The 14,848-nt window shown below is 54.7% G+C and carries 14 protein-coding genes; 11 read left to right on the top strand and 3 right to left on the bottom strand.

Annotation, left to right across the window (positions count from 1 at the left end; genetic code table 11):
* The first annotated feature begins 5 nt into the window (after positions 1-5).
* The 4 genes from ACN0WX_RS00165 (at position 6) to ACN0WX_RS00150 (ending at position 4,026) form a co-directional block, all read left to right on the top strand.
* Positions 6-2,369 carry a TonB-dependent receptor gene (locus tag ACN0WX_RS00165; RefSeq protein ID WP_417620185.1) on the top strand — a complete coding sequence of 788 codons (2,364 nt, stop codon included), beginning with the start codon at positions 6-8 and terminating at the stop codon, positions 2,367-2,369.
* 63 nt (positions 2,370-2,432) lie between these two features.
* Positions 2,433-3,116, top strand: a complete 684-nt coding sequence (locus ACN0WX_RS00160; RefSeq protein ID WP_417620184.1) for a Fe2+-dependent dioxygenase — start codon at positions 2,433-2,435, stop codon at positions 3,114-3,116.
* Positions 3,113-3,703 (top strand): ferric reductase-like transmembrane domain-containing protein, encoded by a 591-nt coding sequence (locus ACN0WX_RS00155; protein ID WP_417620183.1) that lies wholly within the window; start codon positions 3,113-3,115, stop codon positions 3,701-3,703. Before ACN0WX_RS00160 ends, ACN0WX_RS00155 begins: the two co-directional genes overlap by 4 nt.
* On the top strand, positions 3,700-4,026 hold the full coding sequence (locus ACN0WX_RS00150; RefSeq protein ID WP_417620182.1) for a PepSY domain-containing protein: 327 nt from the start codon (positions 3,700-3,702) through the stop codon (positions 4,024-4,026). The genes ACN0WX_RS00155 and ACN0WX_RS00150 overlap by 4 nt, the downstream gene beginning before the upstream one ends.
* 106 nt (positions 4,027-4,132) lie before the next feature.
* Here the strand turns inward: ACN0WX_RS00150 and ACN0WX_RS00145 are convergent, their stop codons facing one another.
* Positions 4,133-4,915, bottom strand: coding sequence for a pyrroline-5-carboxylate reductase family protein (locus tag ACN0WX_RS00145; protein ID WP_417620180.1), 783 nt, complete (start codon positions 4,913-4,915; stop codon positions 4,133-4,135).
* Positions 4,916-5,101: 186 nt separating this feature from the next.
* Between ACN0WX_RS00145 and proB the strand changes: the two genes are divergently transcribed.
* From proB to ACN0WX_RS00110, 7 genes are all read left to right on the top strand, one after another.
* The gene (gene proB, locus ACN0WX_RS00140; RefSeq protein WP_417620178.1) at positions 5,102-6,262 is read left to right on the top strand and encodes a glutamate 5-kinase; all 1,161 of its coding nucleotides are present in this window, start codon (positions 5,102-5,104) and stop codon (positions 6,260-6,262) included.
* Between the two features lie 148 nt (positions 6,263-6,410).
* Positions 6,411-7,568, top strand: coding sequence for a DUF3667 domain-containing protein (locus ACN0WX_RS00135; protein ID WP_417620177.1), 1,158 nt, complete (start codon positions 6,411-6,413; stop codon positions 7,566-7,568).
* Between the two features lie 5 nt (positions 7,569-7,573).
* Positions 7,574-9,208, top strand: coding sequence for an alkaline phosphatase D family protein (locus tag ACN0WX_RS00130; RefSeq protein ID WP_417620175.1), 1,635 nt, complete (start codon positions 7,574-7,576; stop codon positions 9,206-9,208).
* 131 nt (positions 9,209-9,339) lie between these two features.
* The gene (locus ACN0WX_RS00125; protein WP_417620173.1) at positions 9,340-10,551 is read left to right on the top strand and encodes an LL-diaminopimelate aminotransferase; all 1,212 of its coding nucleotides are present in this window, start codon (positions 9,340-9,342) and stop codon (positions 10,549-10,551) included.
* Between the two features lie 49 nt (positions 10,552-10,600).
* Positions 10,601-11,290 (top strand): glutathione binding-like protein, encoded by a 690-nt coding sequence (locus ACN0WX_RS00120; protein ID WP_417620172.1) that lies wholly within the window; start codon positions 10,601-10,603, stop codon positions 11,288-11,290.
* A gap of 37 nt (positions 11,291-11,327) precedes the next feature.
* Entirely contained in the window at positions 11,328-11,960 is a 633-nt protein-coding gene (locus ACN0WX_RS00115; protein ID WP_417620171.1) for a 2-hydroxychromene-2-carboxylate isomerase, read from the top strand.
* 35 nt (positions 11,961-11,995) lie between these two features.
* Positions 11,996-12,820 (top strand): crotonase/enoyl-CoA hydratase family protein, encoded by an 825-nt coding sequence (locus ACN0WX_RS00110; RefSeq protein ID WP_417620170.1) that lies wholly within the window; start codon positions 11,996-11,998, stop codon positions 12,818-12,820.
* Here the strand turns inward: ACN0WX_RS00110 and ACN0WX_RS00105 are convergent.
* Both ACN0WX_RS00105 and ACN0WX_RS00100 read right to left on the bottom strand, forming a co-directional pair.
* Positions 12,817-13,251, bottom strand: coding sequence for an acyl-CoA thioesterase (locus ACN0WX_RS00105; RefSeq protein ID WP_417620168.1), 435 nt, complete (start codon positions 13,249-13,251; stop codon positions 12,817-12,819). The two genes, ACN0WX_RS00110 and ACN0WX_RS00105, sit on opposite strands and share 4 nt — an antisense overlap.
* Positions 13,252-13,289: 38 nt before the next feature.
* A complete protein-coding gene (locus tag ACN0WX_RS00100) occupies positions 13,290-14,723 on the bottom strand; it encodes a spinster family MFS transporter (protein WP_417620166.1) in 1,434 nt (477 codons plus the stop codon).
* Between the last annotated feature and the right edge of the window lie 125 nt (positions 14,724-14,848).

Raw genomic sequence — 14,848 nt, 5'->3', positions numbered from 1 at the left:
TCACGATGAAAAAAAATATAGCGCAAATATCGAAGCCAGCCAGTCTGCGCCGCTCGGGGCTGGGCAAGCGTAGCGCGGTAGTTGCTCTGGGCCTGACCACGGCTCTCGCCTCCACCCCGGCCCTTGCCCAGGATGCGGAACCTGAAGAAGTGGAGCTGGAGACACTGCAGATCGAGGATAATGCCGCTGACGTTAATCCCTATACCCAGAAAGGCGCGCCCTATAAGGCCCGCGTCTCCGGTGACCTGCGCCGTGTGAAGCCACTGTCGGAAACGCCGGCGACAATCACCGTGCTCACCGAAACCCAGCTGGAAGAGCAAGGTGTGACCAACCTGCGCGATGTTTTGGATAACCAGCCCGGCGTCACCGTTGGCACTGGGGAAAACGGCAATGCCTTTGGCGACCGTTATATCATTCGCGGCCACGAAGCGCGCAGCGACGTGTTCGTCGATGGTCTGCGGGATCCCGGCATGACGACGCGCGAAACCTTTGCTGTCGAACAGATTGAAATCACCAAGGGCCCGAGCTCCTCCTTTGCCGGCCGCGGTTCAACCGGCGGGGCGGTAAACTCCATTACCAAACAGGCCAGCACCGACTATAATTTCAACCGGATTGATGCGGGCATCGGCACCGATGACTATTATCGCATCACACTGGACAGCAACTGGGCCCTGAGCGACAATATCGCGCTGCGCGCCAACCTGCTATATGGTTATGATGAGGCTCCGAACCGCAACTTCTCGGATCGCGAGCGCATTGGTGCGGCGGTTTCCGGCAGTTTCCGGCTCAACGATACGGTTCGTGTCCTGCTCGATTATTATCACCTGGAAGCCGATGATACGCCAGATCTGGGCGGCTATGTTCCCCGTCCGACCGGAACCGGGCCGAATGACGTGACCGTCTATGGCCCGTGGGATGACGTGCCCAATTACACCCAGTCGGAAGATTTTCTCAACACCAATGTCGACACGGTCACCGGCCGCATCTTCATCACCCCGTTTGACGGTTTTACCATCGTCAACTCGACCCGCTACGGCGAGACTTCGAACGGCTATGTCCTGACCGGCTTGCGCGGCGGTGCCTATGATCCCGCTACGGATTTGTTCGCACCGGTGACCCTGAGCACCCATCAGGGCAATCAGGAAGTCGAATATTTCGTCAACCAGTTCAATATCCTCGGCGAATTTGATACCGGTTCCATTGGCCACAGCATTGTCGCCGGCACCGAATATTCCAATCTCAAGGTAACCAACGGAACTTATGATTTGACCACCAATGGTGCAACAAACTGCGTCGCTGATGGACGTGGCGGCCCACGCCCCGCCTATTGCATTACCGATGAAAACCGCAATGTGAACGTCACCGACATCCATAATATTCTGCAGCGGGATATTGCATTCGGCAGCGTGGACAGTGCCTGGCAGGTGGAAACAATGTCGGTGTATGTGATGGATACAGTCGACTTGAATCCGTGGCTCTCCATTCATGGCGGTGTCCGGGTTGACGCCTTTGACTATAGCAACACGGTGGACAGCCGCGGAACGGTAACCGGCTATCGCTACAAGGATACGCTGTGGAACGGCCATGCTGGTGTCGGCGTCAAACCGATGGAAGAAGTCTATGTCTATTTCAACTGGGGCACCGCCAAGAATATCAACGGCGGCGAATCCGATCTGGGCGGCAATTGCGGCTATGGCGGCATCTGTGTCGATGACGGCACGGGTATCGGTGACGGACGACCAGAAGCGTCGACCAGCTATGAAGTGGGCGTGAAAGCCGATCTGTTTGATGACCACCTGTTGCTCACGGCAGCGGCCTTTCAGATCACCAAGAGCGATGTATTCGAATCTGCTGGTAGCGGTTACGAAGCAGGCGGCAGCCTCAATACCGGCGAAAACCGGGTGCGCGGAATCGAGCTTGGTCTGGTCGGCAATATTACGCCGAAACTTTCCGGTCAGGCTTCGGTGACCTTCATGGATTCCGAAATCACTGGCTCCAACGATCCGACCAAAATTGGTCGTCGTTTGAGCAATTTCTCCAATACCCAGGCGTCGGCCCAGCTGCGCTACCAGGCAACCGAGGCATTCGCCTTTGGTGCAACGGCGACCTACAAGGGAGAAATGTTCACCGGCCAGCCGGATGATGCCGCAGGCTATGACAGTGCGCTGGAAGTCTACACATACCGGATTCCGGACTATTGGACCTTTGATGCCTTCGCCAGCTACAAGGTGAACGAAAATCTCTCTGCACGGGTGAATGTCACCAATTTCACCGACGAGGATTATTATCTTGCTGGCTATCGCAGCGGGCACTTCCTGTACAAGGGAGACGAGCGTCGCGCTACGCTAACGCTGACCGGACGTTTCTGATACGAAGGAAGGGGGCGGCGAATCGCGGCCCCCTTCTTTCCAATCCAACAACTGGCTTTTCCCATGCTTACCATCATCGAAAACATACTGGATGACGAACAGGTTCGCGATTTCAGAGAAAAGCTGAAGGCTGCGACATGGACCGACGGGGCGGATTCCGCAGGGACGCGCTCGGTGAAGGTAAAGCAGAATTTGCAGCTCAGCCGTCAAAATCCGCTTTCGGTCGAGCTGGGAAACATCATCCTGCGCAAGCTGGGGAATGATCCCCTGTTCATCTCTGCATCATTGGCCGAAAAAATCTGGCCTCCGATTTTCAACCTGTATCAGGATGGCGGCCATTATGGCACGCATAGCGACGCCGCTTTAATGCGCCTTGCGGAAGCGAACATGACCATTCGCAGCGATCTTTCCGCGACCCTGTTCCTGTCCGAACCCGATGAATATGACGGCGGAGAACTGGTGATCGAAGAACGCTACGGCGCACAGCCCGTCAAGCTGGCAGCCGGAGACATGGTCCTATATCCCTCGTCCAGCCTGCATCAGGTCACGCCCGTAACCCGCGGCCAGCGGATTTGCGCGATCACCTGGATGCAAAGCGCAGTTGCCGATGCATCGGCGCGGGAAATGCTCTTTGACCTGGATCAGACCATACAATCTCTGACGCAGGACCGGCCGCATGATGATCCCGATATAGACCGGCTGATCCATGTCTATCACAATATGCTGCGGCGCTGGGCGGCGGTATGAACCGCTACGCGGCCAAGGGCCTGCTCTGGATATTGTTGTCGATCCCGGCGAGCATGATGATTTGGCAACTCTCGAAAGCCGACGTACTGGCTATGGATCTCTTGCATCCGAGCGGAGAAATGTCGATCCGCCTGATGATATTGGCCATGCTGCCCGGGCCTTTGTCCGATTTTTTTGGCCGCAATCGGTTTTTCCGGGGATGGCTGGCCATCCGGCGCAATCTGGGGGTTGCAGCATTTGGCTATGCGCTGCTCCACCTGGTGATTTACATCATCGACATGAACAGCCTGGCGGCGATGCTCGACGAATTTGTCATCGCCGGAATCTGGACCGGATGGCTGGCCTTCGCGCTGGTGGTTCCGCCCGCCGCAATCAGTTTTAATTACGCGATGCGGAAGCTTGGCCAGAATTGGAAGAAGGTGCAACGGCTGGTGTATCTGGCGCTGATCATCGGGCTGCTGCACTGGTATCTGCTGGACTGGGCCTGGCAGCCAGCCTTGGTTCATCTCGCCCCGCTTATCGTAGCCTGGATTTTGCGGACTATGGGTCGCCGGCGGCGTCATCGAACACAACGGAGTATGACATGAACAAAATATCCCGGAAATATATGGCCGCTATTGCTGCGGTATGCGCGTTTATGCTGGCACAACCAGCTTATGCGGACGGTGACATCAAATGCAACGCAGGCCCCAGCAAAAACTGGAAGCCAATCGCGAAGCTGAAGAAAAAGGCTTGGATGGAAGGCTGGGAGTTGCTCAAGGTTCAGGTCGAGGGTGATTGTTATGAAGTTTATGCTCGTACCGAAAGCGGGCAGGCGATTGAGGCCTTTTTCCACCCGGTTACGCTCAAGAAGCTCGTCGTTTATCGGCGTGGAAGCGAGATTTATCGGGCACCCGACTTCTCCGGTTGAAGCAGATTCTGCCTCACCCTATTGGCATTAATCTGGTAGATTTCGAAGCACGGGGTGCCAACAGACTGATCTGGTCCGATTATATCTGCCGTTAAAGTGGTGTCCCTTATCTGAGTTCGACGGCACGCTTGTAGGCGGCACCGAGTGTGTCGCGGATCAGGGCAGAAAATTCTTCTCCGCCATTGAGCGCATTGAGGCCAGCTGCCGTGGTCCCGCCTTTGCTGGTTACGCTTTTGCGCAACTCTTCGAGAGACTGATTGGATTCTAGCGCGAGCTCCACTGTTCCGCGAACGGTTCCCAGAACCAGATTCCTGGCGTCTTTCTCACTGAAACCGAGATTTTCTGCAGCCTCGACATAAGCGCGCAGCATCTCGAATACATATCCGGGGCCACTGCCGGCGACTGCCGTCAGGCGGTCCAGCATGTCCTCACTTTCCACCCAAACGGTTTCACCCGAACATAAGGCGAGTTGTTCAATCTCGCGGGATTCTTTGTCGGATACAGAACCATGGGCGTACAGTCCGTTCACACCCTTGCCGATGACCGCCGGAAGGTTGGGCATGATGCGGATGACAGACCGGCCTGGAGCATGAGCCGCGAGCCGTTCGGCCGAATATCCGGCCGCTATAGAGCTTAATACGCCGGAAGGGCTTAATCGGGGCAAATATGCGGGAAGCACCTCATCTATTATCTGGGGCTTCAGCGCGATGATAAGATAGTCAAACATATCCTCGCCCAATTCTTCGACAGAGCCGACCCGAGAGACATTTCCGGGCAGATCAAGCTGGGCCGGATCAGCCACTGTAAATATATGGTCGGTTTTTGCGGCCCACGCTTTCAGTAGCGCACCGCCCATGTTCCCGCATCCCAGTAGTAATATTTTGCTCAATTGAATCTCTTGCTGTTCATGAAAAGGGAGGTTGCATGACCGGCTTAGGATACAAACCGCATATGTCAACAAATGCTGGTCTTTCACCCAATTATGAGCACTTTTGAATGTTTTCATTACTAAATTATTGCATTGGATTGGCTCAAACCCTACCTCCGAGACGTATTGAAAAGGGCATTTTATTAAATGGTACAAGGCAAAACGATAGTTGTAAAAATCGGCTCGAGCCTGCTTGCCAACGCAGAACGATTAACTCCACGCTGGGCGTTCATGCACAATTTGCTGGAGGATATCGCCCGGTTGCGGGAAGGTGGTGCCAAGGTTATATTATGCTCTTCCGGATCGGTCGCTCTGGGGCTGAACATGCTCGGTGAGCGCCCTGACACGGCTGGCTTGCGAGACAAGCAGGCAGCAGCAGCATGCGGCATGCCGTTATTGCTCAACGCCTACAAACAAGTCGCCCATGAATATAGTTTCGAGATAGCGCAGGTGCTTGTTACCTTGCGTGATCTTGAGGATCGTAAACGGTTCCTGAATACGAAAAACACGGTCGACCGGTTGCTTGAAGCCAATATCATGCCGATCATCAACGAGAATGACACAATCACCACCGAAGAAATTCGTGTTGGCGACAATGATCGCTTGTCTGCGAAAATCGCGCAAATGGTGCAAGCGGATGAATTGATTATCCTCACCCAGGTTGACGGTCTGTTTGACAAAGATCCAGCTGAACCCGGTGCCCAGCTGGTTGAAGAAGTAACCGACGTCTCACCATATCTTGCGGTGACGGAAGGTGTCAGCAGTCTCGGTAGCGGTGGGATGCTGACCAAGATTCAGGCGGCGCACATGGCGCAAAATGCAGGGTGTGATACGCGGATTGCGCATGGAGAGTTTGAACAACCGGTGACATCCGTTCTGAATGATGAGAGACCTCATACAAAAATTCCGGCGAATGAACGGCCCGCATCTGCCTGGGCCAACTGGTTGACAGACCGTCTGCAAATGGCTGGGAGCATCGTTGTAACGGCGGAGGTGGCCGAGGCGTTTAAAACGGGCACGCGTAATATCAACCGGAAAGATGTACTCTCTATTCAGGGGCCGTATGTTAAAGGTGACGTCATCCATATATATAGTGAATCCGGGGACGAGTTGGCGAGAGGCCTGACAAATTTCTCGTCCGATGAAACCATGGCTCTCGCCCGGAACCCGGAAATAACGGCTATGCAATTGCTGGGCTACAAAACCCTCGGTACTCTGATAACGGATAAAAACATGGTTGTGCTTGATGAAAGCCACCTTCCATGGGATTTGCCAGCGGACGAGGTTATGACCGAAGTGGCACCCTAAGGCGGTTTTGCCTATCTCAAGAATCTGAACGGATATGGGGCGGTTCGTGTCGATGGTTGTGGTAAATGCATGGATATATGTCCCCGGCACCCGCAGCCGAATAACTCCAAGCTTGCCTTATTGCCTGAATTGTCCAACAACTTGATCCATGTCGGACGAATTTGAAGCAGCAGGCACCATGATCGAAGGCGGCCTTGTCGCCAAGACGGTTGAAGGCAAAGGCGTGTCTGTGCGGGGAGAGGACGACACTGCCGGTAATTGTCTGAACTGCAACAGCCCGATAACTGGAAATTTTTGTGACAATTGCGGGCAGGCCCGACATATCCACCGGTCCATCGGGGCCTTCTGGCATGATATTTTGCACGGCGTGCTACACTTTGAAGGTAAGTTCTGGCGCACACTGCCGTTGCTGGTCTGGAAACCGGGGGAGCTCACCCGGCGCTATGTCCATGGGGAGCGTGCGAACTTCATATCGCCAATGGCACTGTTTCTTTTTTCCATATTCATGATGTTTGCGGTTTTTTCCTTCATCGGTGACCCATTTTCGGGGGCCGATAGTGACAATGAATGGAATAGCGGTGTCGTTGTCGAAGCGAGGAAATTGGACGGCCAGATCAAGGCGAAGATAGCACAGCTAGACCAAGCCGAAGGCGAGCAAAAATCCGGGATCGAGCAGGAGATTCTCGAGCTCAAAAGAGCCCGCAATATGGTGGCAACCATGACCATGAGTGATATGCCCCATCCCGAGGTTGGACTGGGCGACGATAGCCCCGGGATAGGTGAATTTGACAGCGAGAAGGATAGTGGTGGTGACGAGTCTGGATTCGCCAGTTCGAAGCAGACCAATCAAGTCAGCACTGGTTTGCGCTGGCTGGACATGAAACTGAACGGTGGACTGAAAAAGGCCAACGCAAATCCTTCATTGTTATTCTACAAGCTCAAGGCCAATGGTTATAAATTTGCCTGGCTGTTGATTCCGATTTCCTTGCCGTTTGTCTGGCTGACCACAATCGGTCGGCGCGGCTATCATTTTTACGACCATGCCGTATTCACAACCTATTCAATCAGCTTCATGTCACTGCTGTTCATCTCCTGTGCGGTTCTTGCCGCACTGGGTGTCACCGGGGAGATTTGGGTCGGGCTGCTGGTTTTCTATCCGCCGTTCCACATGTATCGACAATTGCGTTACGCCTATCAGATGTCCCGGCCAGAGGCGCTGGTGCGGGTTTCGTTCTTGCTGGTTTTCACCGTCATAAGCCTGACTTTATTCTTGGCTATTTTACTCACACTTGGTGTTTTGGGATAAAAATCATGACTATGAATATTGATCGCCGCCAGTTGATGGCGCTGGGTACTTTTGGCCTCGGCGCGCTCAGCGTGCCGGCGTCAGCCGCGTTGATGAATGCCAGAGGCTTTACCCACGGTGTCGCAAGCGGCGAGCCTTCGCAAGAATCCGTACTGCTGTGGACGCGCTATGTTGGAAGCGGCAATAGCAAGCTTACCGCAGAAATTTCGGCGAGCGCCGATTTCTCGGACGCCAAAGTTGCTGGCGAAGTCGAAGCGCTGGTGGATCGTGACCATATTGCCAAGATCACGGTGCAGGACCTCGACCCGAACAGCTGGTATTTTTACCGCTTCATCGGCCCTGACGGGTCAAAATCCGCTATCGGTCGAACCCGGACCTTGCCCGAGGGACCTACTCCGAAATTTACCATCGGGGTAGTCGGTTGCTCCAATCTGCCGTTCGGATATTTTAATGCTTATGCCCATGCCGCGCAAAATGGCGAACTGGATTTGATGGTTCATACCGGCGATTATCTTTACGAATATCCGGTTGGAAAATATCCATCGAAGACAGAGGCGCTCGCCGGGCGGCAAATCGATCCATTGTCGGAAATAGTCCAGCTCGCGGACTACCGGCTGCGCTATGCAGCCTATCGCAGGGATCCCGACCTGCAACGCATTCATCAGGTGTTGCCGATGATCGCGATGTGGGATGATCACGAATTTGCCAATGATGCCTATAAAGATGGCGCCGAAAACCATGATGCCAGCGAAGGTGACTGGGAAACGCGCAAAAGGGTTGCCGAACGCGTCTACCGTGAATGGATGCCGGTTAGCGACAAGAAATATGGTAGCCCGCGCTGGAGCGAATATCAGATCGGTGATCTGGCTACTTTGTTTGTCACGGAGAGCCGGATCAGTGCCCGCAGCGAACAGCTTGACCTTGGCGCGGCGCTGAAGGGGCAGGAAGATATCCTGAAAGCGATCGAGACCTTCCGTGATACGGTCTGGCAGGACCCGGCACAGCAGATGATCGGCGCAGAGCAGGAGGCCTGGCTGGCCGGGGCGATGCGCAAATCAAAGGCCGCAGGTACAAAATGGCAGGTCTGGTCGCAGCAATGTGTAATGGGTGAGCTGAAACTGCCACAGGAGGCCGTCAATTGGGTCGCCGATAACGCGCCGCCTTATGCCAAGGCGCGGTTGGCAGTTGGTGCCCTGGCAGCGAAATCTGGGCTGCCAATCAACTTTGACAGCTGGGATGGGTATCCCAAGGCTCGCGAACGCGCCTTGTCGAATGCCCAAGAAGCCGAAGCGGACCTGATCGTGCTGTCCGGCGACAGTCACAATGCTTGGGCCTTTAACCTCGTTACCGATGACGGTGTGGCCGGGGTTGAATTCGGTGGGCATAGCGTAACCTCTCCCGGACTTGAATCCTATCTCGCCGGAGCCCGTCCCGATGTCGCGGCGAAGGCGTTGGTTGGCACGAATTCCGGATTGCAATGGACTGACACATCCAACCGCGGTTATATGACGGTGGTATTGACCCCGGAAAAGGCGACGTCGACCTGGCATTTTCTGGATACGATCCGGGCGAAGTCGATCGCGATGAGGGGCAGTAAAAGCCAGACGGTCTTGCGGGGAACGAATAAGCTGGCGAGCTAAGCACTCTAACCATGTCCATGGTGGCTGGGCATTCGCTATCCCGGCGGTTGTCGCATAGATGTGCTCGACAATCGCATCAAAATTTCGCAAAGCCGGAGTTCCATAAAACTTAAAGCTAGAAACGATCCATAATGTCCGAAGAATTTTACCGTATTAAACGCCTGCCACCCTATGTGATTGCTGAAGTCAATAACATGCGGGCAGCGGCGCGAGCGGCCGGCGAAGACATTATCGATCTTGGCATGGGCAATCCCGACCTGCCGCCGCCGCAGCATGTCATCGACAAGCTGTGCGAAGTGGCGCAGAAACCCGATGCGCATGGATATTCGGCATCCAGGGGGATTCCTGGCCTGCGCAAGGCACAAGCCAATTATTATGGTCGCCGCTTTGGTGTCGATGTGGATCCTGACACGGAAGTGGTTGTTACGCTTGGGTCAAAGGAAGGCCTGGCCAGTCTGGCGACAGCAATCACTGCGCCGGGAGATTGCATCCTTGCACCCAATCCGAGCTATCCTATTCACACGTTTGGCTTCATCATTGCCGGCGCGACTATTCGCAGCGTGCCGACGACGCCTGACGAACATTATTGGGAATCGCTGGAGCGGGCAATGGCCTTTACCGTGCCGCGTCCGACGCTGCTGGTGGTCAACTATCCCTCCAATCCGACGGCGGAAGTCGTCGATCTTGCCTTCTACGAGCGGCTGGTGGCGTGGGCAAAGGAGAATAAAGTCTGGCTATTGTCCGATCTCGCCTATTCCGAGCTTTACTACGACGGCAACCCGACACCTTCGATATTGCAGGTCCCGGGCGCGAAAGATGTCGCGGTGGAGTTCACTTCGCTCAGCAAGACTTATTCCATGGCCGGTTGGCGGGTCGGTTTTGCGGTCGGCAACAAGACCCTTATCGGAGCGCTTACCCGGGTGAAGAGCTATATTGATTATGGCGGCTTTACCCCGATCCAGGCAGCCGCCTGCGCAGCGCTCAATGGTCCGCAGGACCAGGTTGCAAAGAACCGCGAACTCTATCACAAACGCCGCGATGTGCTCGTGGAAAGCTTTGGGAGGGCGGGCTGGGAAATCCCGTCACCGGCAGCTTCTATGTTCGCTTGGGCACCCTTGCCACCGAAGCTCGCCCATATGGGTAGCCTCGAATTTTCCAAGCAATTGCTGACAGAAGCCGGCGTCGCAGTCGCGCCCGGTGTGGGTTATGGAGAAGATGGCGAAGGGTTCGTTCGTATCGCGATGGTCGAGAACGAGCAACGCATCCGTCAGGCAGCGCGCAATGTGAAGAAATATCTGCAGAAAATGGGTGTCAATACGCCGGGACAAAGCGAAGCGATTTGATGGGGCATGCGGCGACCGGGATCTGTGATTTTCAGGAATTGATGATCTCTTGATCGATCTCTATTTCGCTCCGACACCCAATGGGTGGAAAATCTCCGTGATGCTCGAGGAGTGCGGGCTCGACTATAATATCAAATGGGTGAATATCGGCGCGGGCGAGCAGTTCGCTCCGGAATTTCTGGCGATCAGTCCGAACAACCGGATCCCCGCGATTGTCGATCATGATCCGGCGGATGGCGGCGAACCTTTGTCTGTCTTCGAAACCGGTGCGATCTTGCTCTATCTGGCGGACAAGGCGGAGCAATTTCTACCGCACGATCTGCGCGGGCAAATTGCGGCAACCGAATGGCTGATGTGGCAGATGGGCGGGTTGGGGCCGATGATGGGGCAGCATGGCCATTTCAAACTCTACGCACCCGACCGGATTGAATATGCCACTGAGCGCTATCGGGACGAAGTATTGCGGTTGTTCGGTGTGATGGACCGGCGTTTGGCGGAGCATGATTATCTTGCCGGAGAAGAATATAGTATCGCCGACATTGCCTGTTTCCCCTGGGTGCAGACCTACAAGCGACAGGAGATTGATCTCGATGATTTTGACCATGTTAAGCGCTGGTATGAAGAGCTGAAACAACGCGAAGGATTGCGGCGGGGAATGGCAGTGGGGCGCGACAAGATTAATCGCAATCCGCAGGATGATGCCGAGGTGCGCAAGACGTTGTTTGGAATCAAGGAATAGCGCTCCGACCTTTGCCGGAGAATGGAAGGATGACGCAATGACGGTAACCGTAGAATTCTACTTCGACCTCTCATCACCGTGGACCTACCTCGCCTTCCACAATATCCAGCCGATTATCAAAGATAATGACGCCGCGATCATCTGGAAGCCGTTTCTGGTTGGTGGCGTATTCAATGCGGTCAATCAGGACGTCTACGCGGCGCGGGAAAACCCTGATAATCGGAAATTCGTCCACAGTTTCCATGTGCTCAAGGATTGGGCAGCGCTGGCCGGTCTGCCGATGAACTTCCCGAGCGAACATCATCCAGTGAAGTCGGTGCACGCGATGCGGCTATGCTGTGCGTTGGAGGAGGATCAGGTAGCGCTGCACAAATTCGCAACGGCAGCATTTAATGCCTATTATTGCGATCGGCGGAATCTCGATGATCCGGAAGTGTTGATTGCTATCGCAAATGAAATCGGCCTGGATGGTGAAGCGCTAGCTGCGCAGACGCAGGAGCAAGCAATCAAGGATCGGCTGCGCTCCAATACTGAAGAGGCGGTCGCTCGCGGTGCCTATGGGTCGCCCAGCATTTTTGTACCCTTTGCAGAGGGTGAACGCCAAAGTGAAAGAATGTATTTCGGCAATGATCAGTTGCCGCTGGTTAATTGGGCGATTAAACGGGGCTAATAATCAGACCCGAATCCCAAGAAACGGAGCAAATCATGTCAGAACGCGTCACCATTTCCGTCAAGGATCATATTGCCGACGTCCGGTTCAACCGACCGGAAAAAATGAACGCGCTCGATGCCGCTCAAATTGACGCAATTGTAGAGGCGGGCGGAAAGCTGGCGGCGATCGACGGCATCAGAGCCATTGTTCTGTCGGGGGAAGGTAAGGCTTTTTGCGCAGGCCTTGATATGGGTAGTTTCGCAGCATCCGCTGCTGCTGCTGTCGAAGCAAGCAAGAATAGCGACAGTTCACCGCTTGCGGCGACGCTAGCCGAACGCACTCATGGCAATGCCAATAAATATCAGCATATCGTGCTCCAGTGGCGAAAATTGAAAGCCCCGGTGATTGCCGCTGTCCACGGTCCCTGTATCGGTGGCGGCCTGCAGTTTGCCAGTGCCGCAGATATTCGCGTGGTGGCGCCGGATGCGAAAATGTCGATTATGGAAATGCGCTGGGGCCTGATCCCGGACATGGGCAGTTTCACCACCTGGCGCAGTTTCGTCCGCGATGATATCCTGCGCGAACTGACCTATACCAACCGGATATTTTCCGGTGAAGAAGGCAAAGAACTGGGTTTTGTCACGCATCTGTCGGATGATCCGCATGCCAGGGCGATGGAAATTGCTGCAGAGATCGCCAGCAAGCATCCGCAGGCCGTGCAACTCGCCAAGGACTTGATCAACAAGCTGCCCGATATGAACGAAGATGAAATCCTGATGATGGAATCGGTCGGACAGGACAAAGTCAGCCGAACACCCAATCAGGTAGAAGCGGTGATGGCGTTCATGGAAAAACGGGCGGCCAATTTTACGGACTAAGTTTTCGTCCGCATCTTCTCGAGTTCATCAATCACCGCCTGGCGGAGGGGTTTGCCTTCGCCATCGGTGCGACAGACAATCACGGCATCGCAGGTGGCGATACAATGGCCGTTCTGAAACATGGCCTGGGTGATCACGTAGCTGGACGTGCCGATCCTGCTGACGCCCGAGCTGATCTCGACGTCATCGGGATATTGTCCTTCGCGGAGATAGTTGATCGTCACCGCCGCGACCATGCTCCGTTCGTTCTTCGGCCGGTCGGCCCAGGGACGCAGGTTACGGTTCAGCCGAACCCGCGCATTTTCGAACATCGCCGCGAAGGCGACGTTGTTCAGGTGCCGGTTAGGGTCAATATCCTGAAATCGCGTCTGCGTGATGACGGATATGGGATAGTTGGCAGGATCGAGCTGCCATGGTTCAGGTCGGGCCATAGACGCAATTCGCTTTCACTGGTGTCTGATCATTTTGATTAATGCATTTTTGCCAATAGATTTGCCTGTAGATGCTTGCAAAGCCAGAGATAGCAAAGTCCTGCGATGCCATAGATCATAGCGGTGAAGCGCAGTGCATCCCGGACACCTTCGCCGGTGGCCTGGCGGCAGGCTTCAAGCATGGCCTGACTCCCAGTCGCCAATATGTCGGCATCAGTACCCTTGCAAAGTTCCAGGGTCATTTGACCACTGATTGCAGCGCTGCTGACATAGGATTGTGACAGGATATCGCTGATCGCTCCGACAAACAGCGGGCCGAGACCATATCCGATCAAATTGACGACGAACAGCAATATGGCAATCGCTGTCGCCCGGGCCTTTACGTCGACCACCCCCTGGGCGATGGTATATTGCGAACCGAGATAGGTGTAATGGAGGAATCCGGCAGCGATCAGCATCATCAAAGCAGTCGATTGACTGTCTGTTGTGAAGCCAATCCAGTAAAGCGGCAGCGAAGCAAGCAGCGACCAGCCGGGAACCCAGGCGACGGCGTTGGGGAAACGGCTGCTCAGCCGTTCAATTGCAAATCCTCCGCCGAATGTACCGGCAGCGGCAGCGAGTGATATCGGAAGCACCAATTGGAGAGCTACGTCGGAAATGCTCAATTCATGGACGCGGACGAAGAAGGAAACCTGAAAGCTGGAAACGCCATAGCCGACAAAAGCGACAATCGTGGCCGCCAGCGCGTTAATCCAGTAGCTGCGATTACCACTTAGTTTTTTAAGGGTTTCACCGAAGCCCAGCTTTTCTACATGCGGGGTTCCTGGAGGATCTGAATAGCCCCTCGGCGGCTCCTTTATGGAAAATAGGATGACGAGCCCGACGACCACCCCTGGCAGCCCCAGGATGATGAACGCTTCTCGCCAGGAAAACGCTTGGGCAATAGGGCCGCCAAAAGCAGCCGCCAATGCGCTGCCCAGCGTCACACCCATCGCATAAATCGCCAAGGCGCGCGCTCGGCTTCGCGGTGGGAAATAGTCGGCAATGATCGAATTCGCCGGCGGCGTACAGCCAGCTTCGCCGATACCGACGCCAACACGAAATATCAGAAGTGCAACAAAACTGCCGGCAATTCCGCAGAGAGCCGTCATAGCGGACCAGAGAATGACGCTGAATGCGATAATACGGACGCGATTAAATCGTTCCGCAAAGCGGGCGATAGGAATCCCGAACAACGTATAGGTCAAGGCAAAGCCGAAACCGGAAAGAAAACCAAATTGCAGGTCGGTGAGTTGAAATTCTCGAATGATCGGTTCCGAAACGACACCAATCAGGGCGCGATCGATAAAGTTTAGCGTGTAAACTACGAGCAGTGAGAAAAGAACATAACCTCGATAACCACTGGTTCCAAATGCCTGCCCGGTATTGGTCACACCGGAATTGGTCACAGCCTGTGCCTGTGTCGCGTTCATGCTCTCTCCTTTTTTTTTCGGTGATGGCCTGAACTTCCTTTCAAGTCCAGAGGACTTTAAGGCGATCCGGCTAGGGTGACGGTTCAGAATCGCTATGGTCGGGCATTATGAATAAATTTCACGAA

Source organism: Parasphingorhabdus sp., from assembly GCF_048269915.1.
Lineage (GTDB): Bacteria > Pseudomonadota > Alphaproteobacteria > Sphingomonadales > Sphingomonadaceae > Parasphingorhabdus.
Note: the sequence above shows the minus strand (reverse complement) of the source record. Positions and strands in the feature narration are given on the sequence as shown.

Excerpts from the sequence above, each read along its gene's own strand:
- ACN0WX_RS00110 (WP_417620170.1), top strand. The coding sequence starts at position 11,996 with ATGTCAGAACGCGTCACCATTTCCGTCAAGGATCATATTGCCGACGTC.
- ACN0WX_RS00155 (WP_417620183.1), top strand. The coding sequence starts at position 3,113 with ATGAACCGCTACGCGGCCAAGGGCCTGCTCTGGATATTGTTGTCGATC.
- ACN0WX_RS00135 (WP_417620177.1), top strand. The coding sequence starts at position 6,411 with ATGTCGGACGAATTTGAAGCAGCAGGCACCATGATCGAAGGCGGCCTT.
- proB (WP_417620178.1), top strand. The coding sequence starts at position 5,102 with ATGGTACAAGGCAAAACGATAGTTGTAAAAATCGGCTCGAGCCTGCTT.
- ACN0WX_RS00105 (WP_417620168.1), bottom strand. The coding sequence starts at position 13,251 with ATGGCCCGACCTGAACCATGGCAGCTCGATCCTGCCAACTATCCCATA.
- ACN0WX_RS00130 (WP_417620175.1), top strand. The coding sequence starts at position 7,574 with ATGACTATGAATATTGATCGCCGCCAGTTGATGGCGCTGGGTACTTTT.
- ACN0WX_RS00160 (WP_417620184.1), top strand. The coding sequence starts at position 2,433 with ATGCTTACCATCATCGAAAACATACTGGATGACGAACAGGTTCGCGAT.
- ACN0WX_RS00165 (WP_417620185.1), top strand. The coding sequence starts at position 6 with ATGAAAAAAAATATAGCGCAAATATCGAAGCCAGCCAGTCTGCGCCGC.
- ACN0WX_RS00100 (WP_417620166.1), bottom strand. The coding sequence starts at position 14,723 with ATGAACGCGACACAGGCACAGGCTGTGACCAATTCCGGTGTGACCAAT.
- ACN0WX_RS00150 (WP_417620182.1), top strand. The coding sequence starts at position 3,700 with ATGAACAAAATATCCCGGAAATATATGGCCGCTATTGCTGCGGTATGC.
- ACN0WX_RS00125 (WP_417620173.1), top strand. The coding sequence starts at position 9,340 with ATGTCCGAAGAATTTTACCGTATTAAACGCCTGCCACCCTATGTGATT.
- ACN0WX_RS00115 (WP_417620171.1), top strand. The coding sequence starts at position 11,328 with ATGACGGTAACCGTAGAATTCTACTTCGACCTCTCATCACCGTGGACC.